This window comes from Candidatus Halobonum tyrrellensis G22 (assembly GCF_000495475.1).
Classification (GTDB): domain Archaea; phylum Halobacteriota; class Halobacteria; order Halobacteriales; family Haloferacaceae; genus Halobonum; species Halobonum tyrrellense.
This window is the reverse complement of record NZ_ASGZ01000064.1, coordinates 14,521-36,894: the sequence shown is the minus strand read 5'-3', so window position 1 is coordinate 36,894 and position 22,374 is coordinate 14,521. Positions and strand designations below refer to the sequence as shown.

General features: G+C 70.0%; 19 protein-coding genes and 1 pseudogene. 11 read left to right on the top strand and 9 right to left on the bottom strand.

Features of this window, described 5'->3' with window-relative positions; genetic code table 11:
- Window positions 1–39: 39 nt before the first annotated feature.
- Complete coding sequence (locus K933_RS15690; RefSeq protein WP_023395735.1) at window positions 40–1,074, bottom strand: zinc-dependent alcohol dehydrogenase; 1,035 nt, start codon at window positions 1,072–1,074, stop codon at window positions 40–42.
- A 717-nt stretch (window positions 1,075–1,791) separates the two neighbouring features.
- Between K933_RS15690 and K933_RS15685 the strand changes: the two genes are divergently transcribed.
- From K933_RS15685 to K933_RS15670, 4 genes are all read left to right on the top strand, one after another.
- Window positions 1,792–2,997 carry an enolase C-terminal domain-like protein gene (locus K933_RS15685; RefSeq protein ID WP_023395734.1) on the top strand — a complete coding sequence of 402 codons (1,206 nt, stop codon included), beginning with the start codon at window positions 1,792–1,794 and terminating at the stop codon, window positions 2,995–2,997.
- Between the two features lies 1 nt (window position 2,998).
- Window positions 2,999–4,036, top strand: a complete 1,038-nt coding sequence (locus K933_RS15680; protein ID WP_023395733.1) for an LLM class flavin-dependent oxidoreductase — start codon at window positions 2,999–3,001, stop codon at window positions 4,034–4,036.
- 94 nt (window positions 4,037–4,130) lie between these two features.
- Window positions 4,131–4,883 (top strand): IclR family transcriptional regulator, encoded by a 753-nt coding sequence (locus tag K933_RS15675; protein ID WP_023395732.1) that lies wholly within the window; start codon window positions 4,131–4,133, stop codon window positions 4,881–4,883.
- A gap of 95 nt (window positions 4,884–4,978) precedes the next feature.
- Window positions 4,979–5,827 (top strand): fumarylacetoacetate hydrolase family protein, encoded by an 849-nt coding sequence (locus tag K933_RS15670; protein WP_023395731.1) that lies wholly within the window; start codon window positions 4,979–4,981, stop codon window positions 5,825–5,827.
- Window positions 5,828–5,889: 62 nt separating this feature from the next.
- Here K933_RS15670 and K933_RS15665 read toward each other — a convergent pair whose 3' ends face one another.
- On the bottom strand, window positions 5,890–6,198 hold the full coding sequence (locus K933_RS15665; protein ID WP_023395730.1) for an L-rhamnose mutarotase: 309 nt from the start codon (window positions 6,196–6,198) through the stop codon (window positions 5,890–5,892).
- Window positions 6,199–6,283: 85 nt separating this feature from the next.
- Between K933_RS15665 and K933_RS15660 the strand changes: the two genes are divergently transcribed.
- The 4 genes and pseudogenes from K933_RS15660 to K933_RS19500 form a co-directional block, all read left to right on the top strand.
- Complete coding sequence (locus tag K933_RS15660) at window positions 6,284–7,153, top strand: amidohydrolase family protein (protein WP_049947958.1); 870 nt, start codon at window positions 6,284–6,286, stop codon at window positions 7,151–7,153.
- 138 nt (window positions 7,154–7,291) lie between these two features.
- Window positions 7,292–7,885 carry an LUD domain-containing protein gene (locus tag K933_RS15655; RefSeq protein ID WP_023395728.1) on the top strand — a complete coding sequence of 198 codons (594 nt, stop codon included), beginning with the start codon at window positions 7,292–7,294 and terminating at the stop codon, window positions 7,883–7,885.
- Window positions 7,882–10,104, top strand: coding sequence for an LUD domain-containing protein (locus tag K933_RS15650; protein WP_023395727.1), 2,223 nt, complete (start codon window positions 7,882–7,884; stop codon window positions 10,102–10,104). The genes K933_RS15655 and K933_RS15650 overlap by 4 nt, the downstream gene beginning before the upstream one ends.
- Before the next feature lie 635 nt (window positions 10,105–10,739).
- Window positions 10,740–10,832 (top strand): annotated as a pseudogene (locus tag K933_RS19500) (RICIN domain-containing protein); the annotation flags it as partial.
- A 175-nt stretch (window positions 10,833–11,007) separates the two neighbouring features.
- Here K933_RS19500 and K933_RS15640 read toward each other — a convergent pair.
- A complete protein-coding gene (locus K933_RS15640; RefSeq protein ID WP_023395725.1) occupies window positions 11,008–12,057 on the bottom strand; it encodes a glycoside hydrolase family 88/105 protein in 1,050 nt (349 codons plus the stop codon).
- 138 nt (window positions 12,058–12,195) lie between these two features.
- Between K933_RS15640 and aroE the strand changes: the two genes are divergently transcribed.
- Window positions 12,196–13,002, top strand: a complete 807-nt coding sequence (gene aroE, locus K933_RS15635; protein ID WP_023395724.1) for a shikimate dehydrogenase — start codon at window positions 12,196–12,198, stop codon at window positions 13,000–13,002.
- 104 nt (window positions 13,003–13,106) lie between these two features.
- Here aroE and K933_RS15630 read toward each other — a convergent pair whose 3' ends face one another.
- Together K933_RS15630 and K933_RS15625 are read right to left on the bottom strand one after the other, a co-directional pair.
- Window positions 13,107–14,093: an LLM class flavin-dependent oxidoreductase gene (locus tag K933_RS15630; protein ID WP_023395723.1), complete on the bottom strand. Its 987-nt coding sequence runs from the start codon at window positions 14,091–14,093 to the stop codon at window positions 13,107–13,109.
- A gap of 161 nt (window positions 14,094–14,254) precedes the next feature.
- On the bottom strand, window positions 14,255–15,700 hold the full coding sequence (locus K933_RS15625) for a sulfatase family protein (RefSeq protein ID WP_023395722.1): 1,446 nt from the start codon (window positions 15,698–15,700) through the stop codon (window positions 14,255–14,257).
- A 194-nt stretch (window positions 15,701–15,894) separates the two neighbouring features.
- Here K933_RS15625 and npdG point away from each other — a divergent pair, with 194 nt between their 5' ends.
- On the top strand, window positions 15,895–16,563 hold the full coding sequence (gene npdG, locus K933_RS15620; protein WP_023395721.1) for an NADPH-dependent F420 reductase: 669 nt from the start codon (window positions 15,895–15,897) through the stop codon (window positions 16,561–16,563).
- A 13-nt stretch (window positions 16,564–16,576) separates the two neighbouring features.
- On the opposite strand, the gene K933_RS15615 is transcribed toward npdG, so the two are convergent.
- Window positions 16,577–17,242: a carbohydrate-binding family 9-like protein gene (locus tag K933_RS15615; protein WP_049947956.1), complete on the bottom strand. Its 666-nt coding sequence runs from the start codon at window positions 17,240–17,242 to the stop codon at window positions 16,577–16,579.
- 2 nt (window positions 17,243–17,244) lie between these two features.
- Complete coding sequence (locus K933_RS15610; RefSeq protein WP_023395719.1) at window positions 17,245–17,967, bottom strand: ThuA domain-containing protein; 723 nt, start codon at window positions 17,965–17,967, stop codon at window positions 17,245–17,247.
- A gap of 477 nt (window positions 17,968–18,444) precedes the next feature.
- Here K933_RS15610 and K933_RS15605 point away from each other — a divergent pair, with 477 nt between their 5' ends.
- Complete coding sequence (locus K933_RS15605) at window positions 18,445–19,221, top strand: IclR family transcriptional regulator (RefSeq protein WP_023395718.1); 777 nt, start codon at window positions 18,445–18,447, stop codon at window positions 19,219–19,221.
- Between the two features lie 51 nt (window positions 19,222–19,272).
- On the opposite strand, the gene K933_RS15600 is transcribed toward K933_RS15605, so the two are convergent.
- Both K933_RS15600 and K933_RS15595 read right to left on the bottom strand, forming a co-directional pair.
- Window positions 19,273–21,255, bottom strand: a complete 1,983-nt coding sequence (locus K933_RS15600) for a hypothetical protein (protein WP_023395717.1) — start codon at window positions 21,253–21,255, stop codon at window positions 19,273–19,275.
- Between the two features lie 109 nt (window positions 21,256–21,364).
- Window positions 21,365–22,303 carry a dihydrodipicolinate synthase family protein gene (locus K933_RS15595; protein ID WP_049947942.1) on the bottom strand — a complete coding sequence of 313 codons (939 nt, stop codon included), beginning with the start codon at window positions 22,301–22,303 and terminating at the stop codon, window positions 21,365–21,367.
- Window positions 22,304–22,374 lie beyond the last annotated feature (71 nt).

Sequence of the window (22,374 nt, the reverse complement as noted above, 5' to 3'; positions counted from 1 at the left end):
GGCGCGGAACTCGCGTTCCGGGCGGGCCGACCGGCCGGCTCACCCGTCGAACTGGAAGACGGGCTTGCAGGTCCGCGAGTCGAGGAACGCGTCGAACGCCGCGGTGGGGTCGTCGACGCTGTAGGAGGTGTCGACGATCCGGTCGACGGCTATCTCCCCGCGCTCCATCAGCCGGAGCGCCTGCTCGAAGTTGGTCCACGTCGACCCGTACGAGCCGTTGACGTCCACCTCGCCGCGGACGACCGGCGCGAGGTCCGCCTCGCTCGCCTGGTTGGGGATGCCGACGACGACGATCTCCCCGCCCTTCCGCACGTAGTCGATCCCCGTCGAGATGCCCGAGTGGTGGCCCGTCGAGTCGAACACCACGTCGAAGCCGATACCGTCGGTCATCGACTCCGCGCGGTCGGCGATGGCCCCCTCGACCGCCGCGTTGACCGTCTCGATACCGAGGTCCTCGACCAGCGGGAGGCGGTACTCCGCGTCGCGGTCGAGTCCCGACACCACGACGTTCGCCCCCAGCGAGTCCGCGACGGCGGCGACGAGCACGCCGATCGGACCGGGCCCCTCGACGAGGACGTTGTCGCCGGGGTTCGTTCCCGACCGGGTGAGCACCGCGCGGGTGGCGATGCTGGTCGGTTCGGTGATCGCCGCCTGGTGGAGCGGCACCCCGTCGGGGACGGCGTGGAGGTGGTCGGCGCCGACCGCGACGAACTCCGCGTACGCGCCGTCGCGGTGCATCCCCGTGATCGAGAAGTTCTGACACACGTTGGGCTGGCCGTTCTTACACTGGAAGCAGCGGCCGCAGTGGTGGATGGGCTCCTCGATGACTTTGTCGCCCTCGGTGAACCCCTCGACGTCCGCGCCGACGTCGACCACCTCGCCCGAGTACTCGTGGCCGACGACGCGGGGTATCTGGATCCACTCGTAGCCGCCGTCGTACTTGTACGCGTGGGCGTCGCTTCCGCATAGCCCGGCCGTGTGGACTTTCACGAGCACCTCATCCGTCGCCGGGGTCGGCACCGCCCGTTCCTGCGTCTCGACGGAGCGGGGTCCGGTCTGAACGATTGCTTTCATGGGTTTCTGGGAGGCTCTCCGCAAGCCGTCTCACCCTCCGTACGGAACCGGTGGTTAATAATCTTGGGAGTAAGCCAGACCTGCCGAACTCCGGCATTTCCGGGGCTAACTCGGTCGATCCGTCGTCCGTCGGGCGTGCGCAGATCCGATCTCGAGTCGCAGTCCGGCCGCGGAGCGACGCGGAGAACGACCGGACGGCACTGCCGGACGATTATCCGACGATGTCGGACCGATCTGGACAGGGGGTCCGCCGTCGGCCGGATCGGCCCAAAGAGCCATACATCCACGCTCACGCCGGGTCGAACCGGCAAATGCTGCGGATTACACGCGTACCACCGTAATCCCCGCGACCGGGAGTCTGGACTTCAGATCGACGGGTATCGGGGTGGACGAGGCGTTCGAGTCGGGTTTCCGACTCTGTCGGACGGTGTGAGAGCGGGCCGAGGCCGCTCCGGGCCGTCGACAGCCGCGACTGCGGGGCGGACGAGGCTGACGTGCGGTTCTTCGCCGGTTCCCGGCCGCGAGGGCGGGTGTGGGGCCGGAACGGGCGCTCGAATTTCGCTTCGGCGAACGGATCGCTCCGAGCATGTCGGAAGATTCGACCCGCCCCGACGCGGCCGCCGTGCGGTCGTCGAGTATCTCGGGAGTCCATCATCTACAAAGAGTTAAGTCGCTGTTCGCCGCTTTCGTGACCAACGGGGTTCGACCCGAGACACGATGGAGATCACCGACATATCCGCAACCGAAGTGAGCACCGAGTCGTGGGGCGAGTTCGTCGAGTTCCCGCTCGTCACCGTGATGAGCCAGTACGACGAGTACAACAACGCCGACGGCGACAACGAGCAGGCCCGCCGGAAGTGGATGGGCCCGGTGGGTGACGTGGTCGTCGAAGTCGAGACCGACGCCGGAGTTACGGGCGTGGGCCACGGCAACTGGGCGACCGGCGCCATCGCCACCATCGTCGACGAGACGCTCTCGAAACTCGTCGTCGGCGAGGACCCCCAGGAGCGCGAACGCCTCTGGGACATCATGTACCGCGCGACCATCCCGTTCGGCCGGAAGGGCGCGGCCATCGAAGCGATCAGTGCGGTCGACTGCGCGCTGTGGGACATCGCGGGCAAGGAAGCCGGCAAGCCGGTGTACGAACTCCTCGGCGGTCCCACGAAAGACGAGATCCCCGCGTACGCGAGCAACCTCCACCCCGTCGACACGGAGACGTTAGAGCGGGAGGCGCAGGAGTACGCCGACGCCGGGTTCGAGACGATGAAGCTCCGGTTCCGCCACGGTCCCGAGGCGGGCCGGCGGGGGATGAAGGAGAACGAGGAGATCGTAAAGACCGTCCGCGACGCGGTGGGCGACGAGATCGGGATCGCGGGCGACGCGTACATGGGGTGGACCGTCCGGTACGCCAAGAAGATGCTCGACAGGCTGGAGCCGTACGACATGGAGTGGGTCGAGGAGCCGGTCATCCCCGACGACATCGACGGCTACGCCGCGGTGCGGGAGGCGGCGCCGATGCCCATCTCGGGCGGGGAACACGAGTTCACCCGGTGGGGCCACGAGGACCTGCTCGAACGCGACGCCGTGGACATCCTCCAACCCGACGTCCACCGCTGTGGCGGCCTGACCGAACTCCTGAAGATCGACGCGCTCGCGAGCACGCACGACGTGCCGGTGGTCCCCCACTCGGGGACGAACCCGCACCTCCACTTCATCGCGGGGTCGACCAACGCGCCGATGGCGGAGTACTTCCCGATCCCCGAGTGGTACACCGAGCAACGCGAGGAGAAGGAGTCGACGTACGCCGACGCCATCTACGCGAACCCGCCGAACGCCGAAGACGGGGTCATCCAACTCCCCGACGGCGTGGGGCTGAGTTCGGAACTCAACCGCGAGGCGCTCGACCACTTCGCACACGAGTAAGATGAGCGAATCAGAGATCAGCTTCGAGTACAACGTGCCCGTCTTCGCGGGCGCACCCGACGAGGGCGACGACGAACCGGTCCACCGCGACACCCCCGAGTACGAGGCGCTCGACTGGGAGACGACGCGGGCGGGCATCGAGAAGGCGGAGGAACTCGGCTTCGACGCGGCGTGGGCGCCCGACCACCTGATGCTCGGTCGCGACCGCGCGGAGTACGAGTGTTGGACCCTGCTGTCGGCGATGGCGGGGTTCACCGACGACATCAACCTCGGGTCGCTCGTGCTGTGTAACGACTACCGCAACCCCGCGCTGGTCGCGAAGATGGCCGCGACGCTCGACGTGGTCTCCGAGGGCCGACTCGAACTCGGCTTGGGCGCGGGCTGGCACGAACCCGAGTACGAGGCGTACGGCTGGGAGTACCGCGACGGGTTCGAGCGGTTGATGCGACTCGACGAGTCGATCCGCCTGATGAAGCGGATGTGGGAGGCGGGTCCCGACGGCGCGAGTTTCGACGGCGACCGCTACCGGATCGAGGACGCCGCGTGCGCGCCCGCGCCCGTACAGGATCCCCACCCGCCGATCCTGGTGGGCGGGCAGGGCGAGGAGGTGACGCTCAAACTCGTCGCCAAACACGCCGACGTGTGGAACACCGACGTGTTCAACGGCGACGTCGAGACCCTGAGGCGGAAGATCGGCGTGATCGAGGAGCACTGCGAGACCGTGGGGCGCGACCCCGACGACATCGAGTACTCGTGGGACGGCCACGTGATCTGTACGCGCGACGAGGCGGAACTCGACCGTCTCTTGGACCTGATGCTCCCGATCCAGTTCGAGGAGGAGTACCAGGACCAAGCGCCCATTCGGACGGAAGCGGACGCCCGCGAGTACTTCGTGATGGGGACGCCCGAGGAGTGCGCCGAGGCCATCGAACGTCGGGTCGACGCGGGCGTCACCAAGTTCCAAGGCTGGTTCGTCGACTTCCCCGGTTTCGAGGGGATGGAACTGTTCGCCGACGAGGTGATGCCGCAGTTCGCGTGAGCGGACCGCCGGTCGTGGGGCGGATCGACGGTGTTCGGGCGGGAATCCGACTATATCGGAAACGCTTTTCTTCCGGCAACACGTGGGGGCGGGTATGCCAGGCCCGATCAACGCGGCGAAAGTCTCGTTCGAGGTGGTCGAGACGCTTCGGGAACTCGACGGGGCGGGCGTCTCGGAGGTGGCCGAACGGTTGGACCGACCGACCAGCACCGTCCACGACTACCTCCGCACGCTCGAAGCCGAGGAGTACCTCGTCAAGGAGGGTGGGGAGTACCACGTGGGGACGCGCTTCCTCCAACTCGGCGAACAGGCGCGCGCGCGCACCAAGCCGTTCCGGATCGCGCGGCCGGAGGTCGACGACTTGGCCGACCAGACCGGCGAGCACGCCAACCTGATGATCGAGGAACACGGTCTTGGCGTGTTCCTCTACAAGGCGCGCGGCGACGACGCCGTCCAACTCGACACCCACGCGGGCATGCGGGTGCCGCTCCAGACCGCGGCGCTCGGCAAGTCGATCATGGCCCACCGCCCGCGCGAGGAGGTGGATGCGATCGTCGACCGCCACGGTCTCCCGCCGGTGACCGAGAACACGATCACCGACCGCGACGACCTGTTCGAGGAACTCGACGCGGTCCGCGAGCGCGGGTACGCCTACGACGACGCCGAGCGGGTGAAGGGGATGCGGTGTGTCGCCGCGCCGATCACCGACGACGACGGGCGCGCCATCGCCGCCGTGAGCGTCTCGGGACCCGAGAGCCGGATGCGCGAGCACCGCTTCACCGAGGAGATTCCCGAACTCGTCCTCCGGACCTCGAACGTGATCGAGGTCAACCTCACCTACTCGTGAGCGGTGCGGCGCCCGCCGCGGGCCGGACCCCGGGCGCCGCGGCGGTGGGGCGGAACACAACAGTTACCACCCCGGCAGTAGCATGGGGAGACACCATGCAACTGGTTCGGTACACCACTGGCGGCGCACCCGAGTGGGGCGTCCGCCGCGACGACGAAGTCGTCTCGCTCGCCGGCCTCCGCGAGGAGGTCTCGTACGAACAACTGTCCAGCCCCGGCTTCCTCCGCGTCGTCGAGGACGCCGTCGAGGCGGCGGGCGCACGCACGGTCCCGACCGAGGAGGCGCGCCTGCTCGCGCCGGTTCCGCGGCCGAGCAAGATCGTCTGCGTGGGTCTTAACTACCACGACCACGCCGAAGAACAGGACGAGGAGATCCCCGACAGCCCGCTGCTGTTCTCGAAGGCGAGCACATCGGTCACCAACCCCGAGGACCCGATCGTCCACCCCGCCGAACTGGAGGAGGTCGACTACGAGGTGGAGTTGGGGATCGTGATCGGTCGGACCGCCAAGGACGTCTCGGCCGACGAGGCCCGCGAGTACGTCGCGGGCTACACGGGCGTCAACGACGTGAGCGGCCGCGACGCCCAGTTCGACGACGGGCAGTACTTCCGCGGGAAGAGCTACGACACGTTCGCGCCGATGGGTCCGACGCTCGTCCCCGACGAGTATCTCGACCCCGGGAACCTCGACGTGGCGTGCCGGGTCAACGGCGAGACCCGACAGGACTCGAACACCGAGGAGTTCATCTTCGGCGTCGAGGAGGTCGTCGAGTACATCAGCGGGTTCACCACGCTCCGGCCGGGCGACGTCATCTCGACGGGGACGCCCGGCGGCGTCGGCGTGTTCAGCGACCCGCCGGAACTGCTCGAACCGGGCGACGAGGTGGAGATCGAGATCGAGGGTATCGGCACGCTCTCGAACCCGGTCGTCGCCGAAGACGAGTAGCGCACTCGCGGGTCGCCGAACACGCCGACCCGGCCCTCGCTCCCTCCGCCGCAGCTCCCCGCTCAGACCATCCGGTACACCTCGTCCATCCACTGGTTGTCGCCGTCGACCGGTTCGAGGATCGGGTCCATCACCTCGTCCCACTCGGCTTGCGCGTCGCTCTCCGCCATCACCTCGCGGATCCGCTCGGGGTCGTCGACCTCCATGAACCCGAAGACGTGGCCGTCGGACTCGAACACCGAGTAGGTCTCCAGCCCCGCACCCGAGTCGAGATACGCGGCTTCGAGCGCCTCGGGGACGCTCTCGTGTTCGTCGCGGTACGCCTCGCGCTGTCCGTCCGTGATCTCCAGGTGGAACGCTATCCGAGCCATCGCCGACCGTTCGGCGCGGGCCGGCTTAGTTCTACTCGCGGCCGGGCAAGCTTTAGTAGCCGCTCACCCCTCGGTGGGAGCGATGGTGCTCGATACACACACACACGCGTGGGGACCGCCGAGTCCGGACCGCCCGTGGGTCAACGGGGCTATCGCCGCCGCCGTCGACGGGTTCGACGTGTCCGCGGTGTACACGGCCGACCGCCTGCTGGGCGACATGGACCGCAACGGGGTCGACGAGGCGGTGGTCGTCGGCTACCCCATCTGCGACTGGCGGGACAACAGCTACACGCTGGAGGCGGTCGAGTCGAGCGACCGGCTGTACGGAGTCGTGATGGTCGACCCGTTCGCCGACGGCGCGGCCGACCGCCTCCGCGAGTGCATGGCGGTCGACGGCGTCGTCGGCGTCCGCCTCGGCGCCGCCTGTCCGTACGACCGGATGTGGGAGACGTTCGACCCGGGCGTGACGTGGCTCCGCGACGCCGTCGAGGAGACGGAGTTCTGGGACGCCGCCGTCGAGACGGACGCGGCCGTCCAGATACTCTGTGACCACCGCCAACTCGACCAGGCGCTCGACCTCCTCGACGCGTACCCCGAGTTGACGTACCTGTTCGACCACTTCGCGCACGCCGGTCCCGGGGTGCCGCTCGACGAGGGGACGCTCGCGCGGTTCGAAGACGTCGCGGCGTACGACAACGCCGCGGTCAAGGTCTCCGAGGTGGTCCACCGGTCGGAGGAGGGGTTCCCGTACGCCGACATGCACGACCACGTCCGGTGGTTCCTCGAACAGTTCGGCCGCGAGCGCGTCGTCTGGGGGTCGGACTACCCCAACGTCAGCGACGTGGCGACGTACGGCGAGGCGCGCCACTGGCTCCGGCACGTCGAGACGCTGTCGGCGGCCGACCGCGAGTGGCTCCTCGGGCGGTCGTTCCGCGAACACGTCGGCGTGGCGTAGCGCCCGAGGACGAGGACCGCGCACGTGCACGCGGGCGCGGGCGACCGCCGACCGGGGCGGCCGTCGGTCGGGTCGACCGACCGGTCGGCTGCGTGTGTATCCGTAACGTACATGCCGCCCCGTCCGGTAGGGGAGTCCATGTCCGCAACGCCGGTGGAGACGCTCGTCTCGTCGCTCGGGTCGCTCGACGTTCCGGTCGAGCGCACGCCCCCCGAGGGGTTCGACGAGGCGCTCGCCCCCCACCTCGGAAGCCCGGCGGTCGGCGTGTCGCTCGACGGCGCGGGCGTCTCGCTCGCCGGAACCGACGTGACGGTCGACCCGACGCCAGCCGAACTGAAGGCGGCCCACACCGGAGTGACGACCGGCGCGTTCGCCGTCGCCGACTACGGTTCGGTCGTGATCCCGTCGGCCGCGGACGGGACGGAACTCGTGAGCCTCTACGTCGACAGACACGTCGCGGTCGTCGACGCCCGGGACGTACTGCCGGGGATGGAGGCGGCGTTCGACCGGTTCGGCGAGACCATCCGCGCCGACGGGTTGAGCGCCATCGTCGCCACCGGGCCGAGCGCGACCGCCGACATGGGCGCGCTCGTCCGCGGGGCGCACGGCCCGAGCGACGTTCGCGTGGTCCTCGTCGAACGAGGAGACGGGGGAGCGGAGCGAGCAGGAGACGGGAGCGACGAGACGACGGGGGACGAATCCGGCACGGAGCGCGGAGGCGACGACCGATGACCGACGCGGCCGAACTCCGCGAGATCATGTCGAGCGAGGGCGAGGCGGTCGGCGTGAACACCCGGGGGTTCAACCGGGGACGCTACGAGTCGACGGCGCGGCTCCCCGACTACGAGCAGTTGAAGACGGAGGCGCGCACGATAAAGGAGGACGCCATCGAGCGCCTCCCCGCGCTGGTCGACCAGTTGCGGACGACCATCGAGTCGAACGGCGGCACCGTGTACGTCGCCGACGACGCCGACGACGCCAACCGGTACGTCCGGGAGGTGGTCGCCGACCGCGGCGCCTCCCGGGTGGCGAAGAGCAAGTCGATGACCTCCGAGGAGATAGAGGTGAACGACGCGCTTGAAGCCGACGGCGTCGACGTGGTCGAGACCGACCTCGGCGAGTGGGTTCTGCAGGTGGCCGACGAGGCGCCCTCCCACATCGTCGCCCCCGCGATCCACAAGTCGCGGGAGGCGATCGCCGACCTGTTCAACGAACGGTTCGACCCCGAGGAACCCTTAGAGACCGCCGAGGAGTTGACCCGGTTCGCCCGCGACCACCTCGGCGAGTTGGTCGACGACGCCGAGGTGGGGATGACCGGCGCGAACTTCATCACGGCCGACACGGGGACGCTCGCGCTCGTGACCAGCGAGGGCAACGCGCGCAAGACGGTCGCGGGGACGGACACTCAGATCGCCGTCGCGGGCGTCGAGAAGGTGGTCCCCAGCGTCGAGGACCTCCGCCCCTTCGTCGAACTCATCGGCCGCTCCGGGACCGGACAGGACATCACGTCGTACGTCTCGCTTCTGACCCCGCCGGTGGGGACGCCGACGGTCGACTTCGCCGACGACGAGACGCCGCTGTCGGAACTCGACGCGGACCGCGAGTTCCACCTGGTCCTCATCGACAACGGTCGGATGGCGATGCGCGACGACGAGGAGTTGAAGGAGACGCTCTACTGCATCCGGTGTTCGGCGTGTTCGAACTCGTGTGCCAACTTCCAGGAGGTCGGTGGGCACGCGTTCGGCGGCGAGACGTACTCGGGCGGCATCGCCACCGGGTGGGAGACGGGCATCGAGGGACTCGACACCGCCGCGGAGTTCAACGACCTCTGTACCGGCTGCACTCGGTGTGTGAACGCCTGTCCGGTGGGGATCGACATCCCGTGGATCAACACGGTGGTCCGCGACCGGATCAACCGGTCGGACGGGGAGCGGTTCGACTTCCTCGTCGACGGGCTGACCCCCGACGCGGAGGGCCGGGAGGACGACGACGGCGGGTCGCCGCCGCTCGGCAAGCGGTTCTTCGGCAACTTCGAGACGGTCGCGAAACTGGGGAGCGCGACCGCGCCGCTGTCGAACTGGGTCGCCGACACGGGACTCGCCCGCCGGGCGATGGACCGGGTGCTCGGCATCGACCCCCGGCGGGAGCTCCCCTCCTTCGAGCGCGAGACGCTCGTGGAGTGGTTCGCCGACCGCGACGCGACCGTCGACGACCCCGTCCGGCGCGCGGTGCTGTACCCCGACCTGTACACCAACCACGTCCAGGTCGAACGCGGGAAGGCGGCGGTGAGAGTGCTCGAAGCGCTCGGCGTCGACGTGGTGGTGCCGCCGGCACCGTCGAGCGGTCGGGCGCCGCTCTCACAGGGGATGATCGCGACGGCGCGCGACCACGCCGAACGCGTCACGGACGCGCTCCTCCCGCACGTCGACGACGGGCGGGAGGTGGTGGTCATCGAACCCAGCGACCACGCGCTGTTCGAACGCGAGTACGAGCGACTGCTGCCCGCGGAGAGGCACGACCGCCTGCGCGCGAACAGCTACGAGGTGCTGGAGTACGTGTACGGCTTACTGGAGAACGGCGCGAGCGCCGACGCGCTCGCGGAGGGGGCGGGCGAGCGCGTCGCCTACCACGGCCACTGCCAGCAACGCACGCTCGGCGGGGACGCGTACACGACGGCGGTGCTCGAACGCCGCGGGTTCGACGTGGCCACCTCCGACGTGGAGTGTTGCGGGATGGCGGGGAGTTTCGGCTACAAGCGCGACTACTACGAGGTGAGCGTGGCCGCGGGCGAGGAACTCGCGGCGCAGTTCACGGCCGACGACACCGAAGACCGGACCGTCGTCGCCAGCGGGACGTCGTGTCTCGACCAACTCGACCACCTGCTCGACCGCGAGAGCCGCCACCCGGTCCAACTCCTCGACGACCGGTCGGAGGAACGTAACGTAAGATAGCGTAGTATACTACTCGCCCGATACGTCGGCTCGGCGCGGGCGGACTCGTCCGGGAGGGCGGGCCGGCGGCGCGGGCGGCCCGCGCCGGCCGAGATGGGAGCGCCCCCTCCCTCGGTACGGACGGAGCGTCCATGCCCGTTCCGCGTCTCCCTCCGGCTATGAACGGTGAGAGCGCGACCGACGCCGAACACGGCTCCGACGCCGTCTCCGACGACGAATCCGAACGTTCCTCTCGGCTCCCGCCTCCGGTCCGAGTCCGACGCCGAGTCCGTCGAGTGAGCCGACGGCCCCGGTGAGGTCGACGGCGTGACGCAGTGGTCCGAGCGGTCTGTGGCGCGTGCGGCGAGCGACGGGACGTGACGCGGGTCGTCGTCGTCGACGAGAACCGGAGTCTCGGGCACGAACCCGTCCGGGTCGAACTCGACGGCGGGCGCAGCGTCGAACCCCTCGCGTCCGCCATCGGCCACACCCACCTGCGCGGATCGCACGGCGGTCCGACCGGGACGTGGTGGTCCGCGACCCGACCCGGTAGAACCGTCGGCCCGCCGCGCTCGTCTCCGATCGCTGTGACGTCGCCGAACCCATCAACGTCGTGAGAACACTCGCGCCCGGTCGCTGCCAGCCCCGGACGCTTCGTCGACGGCGCCTCGACGGCCGACGGCGCGAACGTGGTGCAGTGGTCCGACGGCGGCGGCGCGAACCAGCGGTGGACGTGCTCCCCGGCGGAGGCCGCTCGCCGGTCGTCTCGGACCGTCAGAGCGCGTCGGCGTCCGCGTCGTCACTCCGGAACACTAGCATCGGGTCGCGTCCCGGAGTCCGGGTCCGTTCGACTCCACGTCCCTCGCGGAACCGGGTCCGTTCGACCCGTCCGGGCGAACCTCGGGTTCGACCGCTATCGCGCCCTCAGGCGTCGACGTCAGAGTCGAGGAGCCGGGTCCCCGCGATCAGGAACCAGCCCTGTCCGTAGAGGTTGACCGCCTGTGGCGCCTCGGGACCGCCGGGCATCGCGGCGTTCCGCTGGACCGCGCCGTCGTCGGTGACGACGGTCTTGGCGGCGCCGACGGCGCGTTCGGCGTGTTCGAGGTAGTCGTCGTCGAGGAGGTCCCGCTCGACCGCCTCGGCGAACGCGTACGCGTACTGGAGCGTGCCGGAGGTTTCGAGGTACATGCTCGGGTCGTCGATCAGGTGGTGCCAGAAACCGCTGCGGTCCTGGTAGCCCGCCATGCTCTCGAGGTGGTCGACGAGGAGCTCCTCCACCCGGTCGCGGTCGGGGTGGTCGTCGGGGACGTACCGGAGGGTGTCGAGAAGGCCCGCCGCGAACCAGCCGTTGCCCCGGAGCCACAGCGACCCGTCGGGGAAGCTGTTGGGCGTCTCCCGCCAGATGTGCCGGTAGAGGTCCGAGTGGGGGTCACGGAGCCGATCGGCGTGGACGAGTATCTGGTCGAGCGCCTCGTCTATCGCCTCGGGGGTGTCCGTGATCCGCCCGTACCGCGCCATGAACGGACACATCATGTAGATGGCGTCGATCCAGAGTTCGACGCCGTCGATGTGGTGCGAGAGGCCGCCGTCCTCGGTCCGGGGGGCGTCCTCGTGGAAGTACTCGAACTGCCGGCGGCACGCGTCGAGGTAGAAGTCGGGACCGCCGTCCTCGTACACGTCGAGCGCGAGGTACGCCACAGCGCCCGCGTCGGGCACCGGGCGGAACACCCGGTGTTCGTCCCACTCGGGGACGACGTCGATGGAGCCGTACGCCATCTGACCCTTGCTCGACTGCGAGCGGACCGCCCGGTCGACGTACCGCTCGGCGACCGCCGTGTGGTCGTCGTCGTCCGTCGCCAGCAGGCCGCGCAACACCATCGGCCGCTCGCCCTGGATGAACTCCTCGAAGTCGAGTTCGAGCGTGTAGTCGGCGACCGTCGGCAGCAACTCCGCGAGTGATCGCTGTTCGACCATACCCGATCCTGTGGCCGACGGGGTGATAAGCGTATGTCCCCCGACCGGAGTTCCGGCGGCCGGTTTCTCCCCCGAGCGTCGCCGCGGGAGTCCGGCGCACCGAAGTCGTTTTGCCCCTGCCCGCGAACGGGTACCGGTATGGACGTCTACGGCATCATCGGGAACCCCGTCGAGCACTCGCTGTCGCCGCCGATGCACGAGGCCGCCTTCGAGGAACGAGGGATCGACGCCGCGTTCGTCACCTTCGAGGCCGACCCCGACCGGATCGGGGAGGCGTTCGCCGGCGCCGAGGCGCTCGGAGTCGACGGCCTGACCGTCACGCTCCCGTTCAAGGGCGACGCCCTGGAGTTCTCCGAACCCGACGACCGGGCGCGCCGCGTCGGCGCGGTCAACACCGTCGACTTCGCAACCGACCCGCCGACCGGCCACAACTACGACCTCTCGGGGGCGGTCCGCGCGTTCGACCACCACGACGTGAGCCTCGACGGCGCGCGGACCGTCGTCGTCGGTGCGGGCGGGGCCGCCCGCGCGCTCGCGTTCGGGTTCGAGGAGGCGGGCGCCGAGGTGGCGGTCGCCAACCGCACCGAGTCGAAGGCGCACGCCCTGGCCGACGACGTGCCCGGCGCGAGCGGGCACGGACTCGACGACCTGCCCGACCTGATGGCCGACGCGGACGTGGTCGCCAACGCCACCAGCGTCGGGCTGGAGTCCGACGAGTCGGTCGCGCCCGCCGACGCGTGGCACGCCGACCAGGTGGCGTTCGACGCGGTGTACACGCCGCTCGAAACGCGATTCCTCCGTGACGCCGCCGACGCCGGCGCCGAGACCATCGACGGCGCGTGGATGCTGCTCTTTCAGGGCGTCGAGGCGTTCGAGACGTGGACGGGCGTCGACGCGCCCGTCGAGGCGATGGACGACGCGCTCCGCGAGCGTCTCGCCGAGTAACACCGCGATCCGACCCCCGGCCGGGGTCGGAAGCGCCGCCCGACTCGGGTCCGTCGGCCGGTCTCGACCGCGTCGCGCCCGAAAACGGCGAGCGCGGCGGCCGCTCAGTTGAACTCCGGGATGACCTCGTCGCCGAACAGCCGGATCTGGTCTTCGACCATCTCCTTGGGCATCCCCGAGTGGTGGAACCGCAGGGTCAACTGGTCGAGCGCGAACCGGTCTCGCATGTCCTCGATCTGTTCGACCACCTGCTCGGGCGTGCCGTAGACGAACCGGTCGTCCGCGAGTTCCTCGAAGTCCTCGACGGAGTCGGCTGTCATCAGCGGGTGGGAGAACTCGCCGCCGTACTCGTCGAGGTACGTCCGGTGGACGTACTCCTTGCGCTCCATGACCTCCTCCTCCGTCTCGGCGATGACCGCCTCGCGCATCAGCGGGTGGTCCATCTCGTCCCAGTTCTGGTCGCTGTCTTCGACCATGTCGCGCTGTTTCTCCTTACGGACCTCCACCGCCTCCAAGTCGGCGACGACGCCCGGCACCCACGCGTCGGAGAACTTCACGGAGCGGGAGAGCTGTTTGTCCCCCCACCCGCCGATCCACAGCGGCGGCCGCGGCTTCTGGATGGTCTGCGGGAGCGGCTGCCAGTCTTCCACCTCGAAGAACGGGCAGTCGTACGAGATGGGCTCCTCCGAGGAGAGGAACTCGTCGATGAACTGGATCCCCTCGATCAGCCGGCCGGCGCGTTCGTCCATCGGGACGCCGAACGCCCCGAACTCCTTTTCGACGTAGCCCAGCCCCACGCCGAGGGTGAGCCGCCCGTCGGAGATGTTGTCGAGCATCGCCGCGCGCTGTGCCACGTGGAGCGGGTGGTACAGCGGGAGGATCAGGACCGACGTGACGAGTTCGAGCTCCTCGGTGCCCGTCGCGATGCTGGTGAGTCTCGTCAGCGGCGACGGCCAGTAGTTGTCCCCCTCGGTCGCCTGGTGGTCGTTGACCCAGCAGGTCTCGAAGCCGACGTTCTCGGCCACTTGACACTGTTCGACCACGCCCTCCCAGGTGTCGCCCCCTTCGATGGGGAAGATTCCGAACTTCATTGCGTACGCTGTCGCCTCGGTGGAGCGAGTACATAATAGTTCGTCATCCTTCGCCCCGCACGTCGCCGGATCCGCTCGCGCGTCGCCGTCACTGCATTCGCTCCTGCGTCCACGTCACCGCGTCCGCTCGCCTCTCCGCGTTCACTGCGCCCGTCCCGCCGTCACTCGGCGAACGGCCCGTACGTCTCGGGGTGGTACCGGCCCATGTCGATCCGTTCGTAGGGAGTCGACAGGAGGCCGTCGCCGTCGAGGAGACGCGCCGCCGCGCTCCCGCGGAGATGCTCGACCAGCGCCCCCCGGAGTCGGTCGACGACCGCCGGCCGGTCGGCCGAGAGGTCGGCCGTCTCGCGGGGGTCCGAGCCGAGGTCGAACAGCTGCTCGCGGCCGCCGTCGACCGCGTAGACGTACTTCCAGTCGTCCTCGCGGACCATCGCCGTGGCGTTGTGCGGGATGGAGAACGCGTCCGTCTCGCGGGGCGTCTCGTGACAGCCGACCAGCCGCTCGCGCGGCGGTGCCGTCCCGGTCAGCGCGCCGAGCAGGTCCGCCCCGTCGCGGAGTTCCCCCGCTCCGGCGGCGGTCGTCGCTATCCCGAACAGGTCGGTCAGCGAGACGAGGCCGTCGTAGCGGCGACCCGCCTCCAGTTCGGCGGGCCAACTCAGGAGGAACGGGACGCGCGTCGACTGCTCGAAGAACGATGTCTTCCCCCAGCCGCGGTGGTCGCCGAGGAGTTCGCCGTGGTCGGAGAAGAAACAGACCAGCGTGTTCGCGGCGTCGTCGCGCGCCTCGACGGCGTCGAGGACGCGTCCCACCTCGCGGTCGAGTTGGGTCACCAGCCCGTAGTAGTGTGCGCGCGCCACCCGCGTCGTGTGGAGGCCCGTGTCGTCGTCGCGCGCCTTCCAGAAGTGGTGGTTCTGGGCGGGCACCTTCTCGTCGGCGTGGTCGACCGTCCGCTCGCCGCGTATCGGGTCGGGCGCGTCGTCGGGGTCGTAGTAGTCGTCGAACGGCGGCGAGGGGTTCCACGCGGGGTGGGGTTTCGAGAAGGAGACCAGCCCGAAGAACGGGCGGTCGTCCTCCCGTCGGAGTTCCGCCTCGGTCTCGTCGGCGATCCACGCCATCCGGCGGTGTTCGGGCGGGATCCCGGACGACTGCGGCAGGAAGTTCGTCGCCGCCAGCCGGCCGGTGTCGGCCGACGGGTCGACGCCGACCGACTCGGCGTACGCCGCGTAGTCGTCGCCGGTCAGCCGCCGGTCGTACCCCAGGTCGATGCCGTCGGGGTGGGCGTGGAACTTCCCGACCCCGAACGTCCGGTAACCCCGCTCGCACATCGCGCGCGCGAGGAACGGCCCGTGGGCGTCTTCGAGGTGGTCGGCGGGGCGCTTGTCGTTGCCGAGGTAGCCGGTCGTGGTCGGGTCACAGCCCGTCCGGACGTTGTGTCGCGCGGGCACGCAGACCGGCGCGCTACTGTACGCGTTCGTGCAGGCGACCCCGCGGTCGACCAGACGGTCGAGGTTGGGCGTGTCGACGTGGTCGTACCCCAGCGCGCCGACCGTGTCGAACCGCTGCTGGTCGGTCATCACGAACAGGACGTTCGGCCGCCGGGAGGACATTGCGGGCCGGTTCGACCGCGCGGTAGTTAACTGTGCGGCGTTCGTCGCCGTCGTCGCTGTCGTCGGCGCCGTCGCCGTCGTTACCGTCGTCGCCGTCGTCGCCGGCCGGTAGCCGGTCGCCGCTACCGTCGGGCATCCGCGCGGCGGCCGGGGGCGACCGAAACCGGTTTGTTCCGCACGACGGAGGGTCACGTATGCAGATCGCACTCGTGGGCGGAACGGGCGACATCGGCGAGGGACTGACGCTCCGGTTCGGCCGCGACACCGACCACGAACTCGTCGTCGGGTCGCGGACCGCGGAGAAGGCGGCCGACGCGGCGGCGGCGTACGAGGAGACGCTCGCGGACCGCGGCATCGACCGCTCCATCGAGGGCGCGGACAACGAGACGGCCGTCGAGGGCGCGGACGTGGTGATCCTCTCGGTCCCGCCGTACCACGCCGAGGACACCGTCGACTCGGTCGGCGACGCCGTCGGCGACGACGCGGTCCTCGTCAGCCCCGCCGTCGGGATGCAGGGCGACGGCGACGGCCTCCACTACCACCCGCCGTCGGCGGGCAGCGTCGCGGCACTCGTCGCGGACGCGGCGCCCGAGGGGGTGCCGGTGGTCGCGGCGTTCACCAACCTCTCGGCCGACCGCCTCACCGACCTCGACGAGGAGTTCGACCTCGACACGCCCCTCGTCGGCGACGACGACGACGCGAAGGCGCGGGTTGCCGACCTGGCCGAGGGTGTCGAGGGACTGGGTGCGGTCGACGCCGGCCCGCTCGCGAACGCCGCCGAGGTGGAGTCGCTCACGCCGCTGGTCATCAACGTCGCCCGCTACACCGACGACCTCGAACACGTGGGCGTCAAGTTCGTCTGAGGGTCGGCCCGCCCTACTCGAACTCGACCCACCCGAAGAACTCCGGCGAGTGGTACTCCGGCGTCGACAGCGGGAGCGGACTCCACGTCGCCTTCCGCTCGTCGGGGACGCCGCTCCGGTAGAAGTTGCCCCGCCAGACCGCGCCCGACCCGACCGTCACCTCGCGGCCCGTCAGCGACCGGAGCGTCGACTCGGGGATCCGCGCCGCGAGCCACCAGCCGTCGTCGTCGGGGCGAGGGTCGCGCGTCGGTCCCGGCTCGGAGGTCTCGACGGTTATCTCGTCGGCGAGTCCCGGGGGGACGAGGTCGCGGCCGACCCCGCGCTCGCGCCACCGCGGCTCCTGCCAGCCGAGTTTGAACGTGCCACAGCAGTTCGCCTCGAAGTTGAGGTAGCGCGTCCCGCCGGCCGGGCCGGGGGTGGCGAAGAACTCGACGGAACTGTCCTCGAACGTCGGGCCGTTCAACTCCGTCACGTCGGCGTGGATCCGGTCGTCGTCGGCCAGAAACTGGAGGTAGAGCGCCTCGCCGTCGTGGAGCGCCCGGACCGCGGTGTCGGGACCCGACTCCCCCCACGAGAACTGGTCGAGGTGGGCGGCGTTCGCGCGCAGCCACGCGTCGTCCGCGGCGTCGCCCGACAGCGGTATCGGTCCCTCCGCGTGCCGGACTTCGTACGTCGCCACGCTCACTCCCCCGTGGGTTCGAGCGGGTCGGTCTCGCCGTACCGCGCGGACGCCCCCTCGGTGGGTGCCGCCCACGCCACCGCGTTGTCGACCACGCGTCTGACCTCCTCCTGGTGGAAGATGGGGTACTCCTCGTGGCCCGGGCGGAACGCGAAGATGCGGCCCCGACCCCGCCGGTAGCAGATGCCCGACCGGAACACCTCGCCGCCCTCGAACCACGAGACGAGGACGGTCCGGTCGGGTTCGGGCACGTCGTACGGTTCGCCGTACGTCTCCGTGTTCGGGATCTCGAACTGCTCGTCGAGACCGTCCGCGATGGGGTGGCCGGGGTCGGCGACCCAGACCCGTTCGCGTTCGCCGCCGTGGCGGTACTTGATGTCACACGTCGTCCCCATCAGGCGTTTGAACGGCTTGGAGTTCTTCCCCGAGTGGAGCGGGACGAACCCCATCCCCTCGTGGACCCGGTCGACCACGCGGTCGGCCACCTCGTCGCTCACCTCGTCGTTCGCGCAGTGGGACCACCACACCAGAACGTCGGTCTCCGTGAGCGTCCCCCCGCCCAGTCCGTGGTCCGGTTGGTCGAGCGTCGCGGTCCGCACCTCACGGTTCTCCCCCCGGACGGCGTCGGCGACGGCGCCGTGGATGCCGTCGGGGTAGCGCTCGGCGACCGACGGCTCCTCGCGTTCGTGGACGTTCTCGTTCCAGACGGTGACCCGTATCGTCATACGCGATCCACCTCTCGGGCCGGCATAAACCCTAGCGTCGGCCCCCGAGCGCTCGCCCCGTCGGGCCGCACCCCGACGTTCCCCTGAGGGGAATTCGTCCGACGGCCGTCGGTCCGCGCCGCACGGGGTCCGAACCGCCGGGCGCGCCCGAGGGGGTGCCAGGCCGGACGTGACACCACCCGGTCCCGGACCCAGAATGACACCGATACGCGTGTCAGTCTCCGGACGGACGCGCCGACCGACCGGCGAGTTCCGGCAGTATTCGCGCGGCCGGCGGCGACGGACGTTCCCGTGCCGAGAACGAGTTTCGCCGGCCGTCGCGGGTTCGGTGTCGGCGGTTCCGCCGGCCGTCCGGCGATCAGTGGCGCTCCGGCCGACGGACCGCGGACGGCGACGCCCCGTATCGCCGGATATCCGCCGATCTCACGTTCCCGTAGCGGGAACAGAGTTAAGTCGGTGCGGGACAGGGATCGCTGTATGGACACGCAACCCGACGGACCCGGACGGCGGATCAGGGGCGTTCAGATCGCCTTCTCGATCGTGGACCTGCTCCAGCGGGACGAGAAGATGACGCTGACGGGGATCGCGGACGAACTCGGCTACTCGAAGAGCACCGTCCACAGCCACCTCCGGACGCTCGTCGACGAGGAGATGGTCGTTCCGACCGAGGAGGGGTACCGACTCAGCCTCCGCATCCTCGACATGGCCGAGCACGTCCGCACCCAGATCGGCAACTACGACGTGATAGCGGAGGAGGTGGAGGCGCTCGCGACCGAGACCGAGGAGATAGCCCAGTTCGGCATCGAGGAGTACGGCCGCGTGTCGTACCTCTACAAGGCCCGCGGCGCCCGGGCGGTCGAGACCGCATCGCGGGTCGGCACCCACCAGCCGATGTACTCCACGTCGCTCGGGAAGACCATCCTCACCCACCTCCCCGCCGAGAAGCGCGACCGGATCATCGACGACTGCGAGTTCGAGCCGTTGACCGCGAAGACGATCACGAGCGCCGAGGCGCTCCGGGAGGAACTCGACGAGATCCGCGAGCGCGGCTACGGCATCGACAACGAGGAGAACATCGACGGGCTCCGCTGCGTCGCCGCGCCGGTCAAGAACGACGAGACGGTGCTGGGCGCGGTCAGCGTCTCCGGCCCGACCAGCCGGTTCACCGACGACCGACTCCACGGCGAACTCGCGGACCAGGTGCGCCGGGCCGCGAACGTGATCGAACTCAACACCAAGTTCTCGGCCGACTGACCCGGTCGGGGCGGACCGATCCGGTCGGCCCCGGCGGTCGCTCTCCCCTCCTCACTCCCCGTCCGCCGCCGTCCGTCCGTCCGCTCGGTCCCAGGGGAACGCGTACGTCGGGTCGTCGACGAACCGGTCGAGCGCCGCGCGGACCGACAGCCGACTCCCCGCGGGAAGTACGACCCGGAGCGCGTCCGCGCCCTCCCCTCTGTCGGTCCGGCTCCCGGTCTCACCGCCGCTCTCGGGTCCGCCGGTCGCCCGCCCGCCGTCGAGGGTGACCGACCCGAACCGGTGTTCGCCGTACGCGCCCGCCTGGACCAACAGGTCGCGGTCGCGCCCGCCGCAGTTGACGAGCGTCAGCTCCACCCCCTCGGCCGACACGTCCTCGACGAGCGCCGCCACCCCCGGCGGGAGACCAGGGCGCTCGCGCTCGGGGTCGAAGTGGCGGACCTGCGCCATCACCAGCCCGCCGTAGTAGACGGGCTGGGGCGCCCCCATCGTGAGCTGGAGCAGCGGCTTGTGGAACACCGGGTTGCGGTCGCGGAGGTAGTCCTCGTCGACGGTCGTCGGCTCGCCGCCCTCGGCGTCCATCAGGTCGAGGCGCTCGCCGACGTGCTCGCGGGTCGCGTCGAGGATCCGCTCGGGGTAGTCGGGGAACTCGCCGTCGAGGTACGCCAGCCAGGCGTACTCGTGGCCGTCGCCGTGTTTGTTCGACGCGCGGGGGTCGACCCGCTTCCAGTCGCGCGCCCCCCAGTCGCGGAGTCGGCGCACCCGCTCGCGGTCCGCCTCCGTCTGAGAGACGTACCAGAGGTGGACCGCGTACGGGTCGTCCTGGTGGGGTTTGAACTCGTACCAGCCGTCCCGGTGGAGCACCTCGCCGTCGTCCTCGGTGAGGACGCCCCCCGACGCGTCGTAGTGGTAGTCGCCGGGCGCGCCGTACTTGTGGGGGACGTACAGCGTGCTGTGTACGTCGTCTTCGGGCACCTCGATACCCGCGTCGATCAGCCGGTCGAGTTGCGACCGGGGGAACTCCAGGTACTCGCGGTCGCCCTCCAGGAGGACGGCGTTCTCGGCGGCGACGGTCGGGCCGATGCCGACGTAGTGCCACCCGCCCCACGACCAGCCGTAGTAGCCGCCGAACCACGAGCCGTCGAGGTGCTCGCCGATCTCACCCGACCGGCCGACGTTGTCGGGTATCAGCCCGCCGTTGTCGGCGGTCCGCTCGCGCCACGCCGCCAGGTAGTCGGTGACCCACTCGCGGTAGCGGTCGTCGCCGGTGTGGAGGTACGCGTTCGTCATCAGGCTCGTGACGTTGAGGTTGAGCGGGATGTCGCCCGCCGCACACCGCTCGTTCAACACCTCGAACAGCCGTTCCTCGTTGTCCGGGTCGAGCAGGTCCGCCGCCTCGTCGAACTCCAGGTCGCGCCACGGCAGGCCGTGACGCGCCCAGCGGTACTCCGCGCCGTACGGGTGGTGGTCGTACGCCGAGAAGTCGCAGAACTCCGGTCCCATACTCCCGTTCATCGGCCCGCGGACCAGCCGTCGGTCGGCGTCGTAGTTGTCCGCGGGGTGGTCGCCGAAGTACAGCCCCGCGAACCGCTCGGCGCGTTCGCGCACCGCCTCGTCGCCGGGCGCGGCGAGCCCCATGTTGTACGTGTAGAGGTTCCCCTCGCCGAGGTGGAACCAGTCGCGGCACTGCTCGAACTCGTCGACCACCATCGGGTGGCCGAACGGGGTCGGCGTGTCGGCGCCGCGCTCCAAGGCGGCCTCGTACACCCGGCGGGACTCGTCGAGGAACGCCCGGTCGCCGCCCATCGCGTACACCAGCGGCCAGTTGTAGAACCCCTCTATCACGTCGTCGAACCCGTCGACGCCGACGTGGTCGTCCGGCGGCCAGAGCGGGGTGCCGTCGGCGTCGACGTAGTCGTCGAGCAGGCGGTCGCGGGCGTCCGCCAGCAGGTCGAACACGTCGCGTTGCTCCCGCGCCCACGCGGGCGGGTGCGTGGCGTCGGCTGTCGCCTCCGCGTCGAACGTCTCGAACATACCCGTTGGGCGGGTCGTCGCTCAATAAGCGTTGTGCGGTCCCGGCGCGACCGACGCCGCGTTCGTGTCCGTCCACCCCGTCGAGTCGGTACCGGAGTCGGGAGCCGGTTCAGCCGATGACCCGCTCGATGTCGTCGTCGAGTTGGTCGTACAGTTCCTCGGCGCGCCGCTCGTCCGCCTCCGAGAGCCCCTGGATCGGTTCACGCACCGCACCGCCGTTGAGACCCGCGAGTTCGAGCCCCTTCTTCACGACGGGGACGCTGATCGCGTTGGCGATGGTGTTCCCCTCGCCGGTTCCCTCCCGGAGGTTCTGGTAGGGGAGCGCGACGTTGCGGATCTCGCGTGCGCGTTCCCACTCCTCGTTCGAGAGCGCGTCGAACAGCGCCAGCCCCACCTCGGGGCGGAAGTTGCTCACGCCCGCGGAGAACCCCTCGGCGCCCTCGGCCCAGAACGACGGCGCGAACGGTTCGGCGAGACCGTCGACCCACACCACGTCGTCGGCCGACCCGGGGACGGCCGCGCCGAGTTTCACCGCGTCCTCGATGGCGTACTTGATGCCGACCACGCCGTCGACGTGCGTCAGGTTCCGCAGGTAGCGCACCGAGGGGTCGAACCCCTTGACGTACGGCACCAGCGGCGTCTCCGTCGCCGCGTCGAGTTTCTCGTAGTAGCGGATCAGCCCCTCCTCGTGGATGTACGAGTGGTCGGGCGGCATGACCATCATGCCGTCGACGCCGACCCGGTCGTACGCGCGGATGAGTTCGCGCGCCTCCGCGGTGCTGCCGCCGACACCCGCGAGGACGCACGCGTCCGAGGGGAGCGTGTCGACCGCCGACTCCGTCACGTCGACGCGCTCCTCCCGGGAGAGCGAGTGGTACTCGCTGATGTTGGCCGCCGCGAGGAACGTCCCGATGCCCGAATCGTAGAGCGCGTCCGCGTTCTCCTGGATCTTCGCGTGCTGGATCTCGGAATCCCCGTCGAAGGGGGTGAGGAGCCCGGCCGCGACGCCGCGCAGGTGCTCGCGCACCCCGTCGTCGGAAAGTGGCATACCCACGGATCCATGTGTATCGGCATAAACCTTCGTCCCTCGCGGGGGCCGACCGCGTCGAAACGGGGGCG

What these genes read in the sequence shown, in the direction of transcription:
- K933_RS15625 (WP_023395722.1), bottom strand. Translation starts at nt 15,700, where the DNA reads ATGTCCTCCCGGCGGCCGAACGTCCTGTTCGTGATGACCGACCAGCAG.
- K933_RS15670 (WP_023395731.1), top strand. Translation starts at nt 4,979, where the DNA reads ATGCAACTGGTTCGGTACACCACTGGCGGCGCACCCGAGTGGGGCGTC.
- K933_RS15595 (WP_049947942.1), bottom strand. Translation starts at nt 22,303, where the DNA reads ATGCCACTTTCCGACGACGGGGTGCGCGAGCACCTGCGCGGCGTCGCG.
- aroE (WP_023395724.1), top strand. Translation starts at nt 12,196, where the DNA reads ATGGACGTCTACGGCATCATCGGGAACCCCGTCGAGCACTCGCTGTCG.
- K933_RS15610 (WP_023395719.1), bottom strand. Translation starts at nt 17,967, where the DNA reads ATGACGATACGGGTCACCGTCTGGAACGAGAACGTCCACGAACGCGAG.
- K933_RS15665 (WP_023395730.1), bottom strand. Translation starts at nt 6,198, where the DNA reads ATGGCTCGGATAGCGTTCCACCTGGAGATCACGGACGGACAGCGCGAG.
- K933_RS15640 (WP_023395725.1), bottom strand. Translation starts at nt 12,057, where the DNA reads ATGGTCGAACAGCGATCACTCGCGGAGTTGCTGCCGACGGTCGCCGAC.
- K933_RS15605 (WP_023395718.1), top strand. Translation starts at nt 18,445, where the DNA reads ATGGACACGCAACCCGACGGACCCGGACGGCGGATCAGGGGCGTTCAG.
- npdG (WP_023395721.1), top strand. Translation starts at nt 15,895, where the DNA reads ATGCAGATCGCACTCGTGGGCGGAACGGGCGACATCGGCGAGGGACTG.
- K933_RS15630 (WP_023395723.1), bottom strand. Translation starts at nt 14,093, where the DNA reads ATGAAGTTCGGAATCTTCCCCATCGAAGGGGGCGACACCTGGGAGGGC.
- K933_RS15600 (WP_023395717.1), bottom strand. Translation starts at nt 21,255, where the DNA reads ATGTTCGAGACGTTCGACGCGGAGGCGACAGCCGACGCCACGCACCCG.
- K933_RS15675 (WP_023395732.1), top strand. Translation starts at nt 4,131, where the DNA reads ATGCCAGGCCCGATCAACGCGGCGAAAGTCTCGTTCGAGGTGGTCGAG.
- K933_RS15680 (WP_023395733.1), top strand. Translation starts at nt 2,999, where the DNA reads ATGAGCGAATCAGAGATCAGCTTCGAGTACAACGTGCCCGTCTTCGCG.
- K933_RS15650 (WP_023395727.1), top strand. Translation starts at nt 7,882, where the DNA reads ATGACCGACGCGGCCGAACTCCGCGAGATCATGTCGAGCGAGGGCGAG.
- K933_RS15690 (WP_023395735.1), bottom strand. Translation starts at nt 1,074, where the DNA reads ATGAAAGCAATCGTTCAGACCGGACCCCGCTCCGTCGAGACGCAGGAA.
- K933_RS15685 (WP_023395734.1), top strand. Translation starts at nt 1,792, where the DNA reads ATGGAGATCACCGACATATCCGCAACCGAAGTGAGCACCGAGTCGTGG.
- K933_RS15655 (WP_023395728.1), top strand. Translation starts at nt 7,292, where the DNA reads ATGTCCGCAACGCCGGTGGAGACGCTCGTCTCGTCGCTCGGGTCGCTC.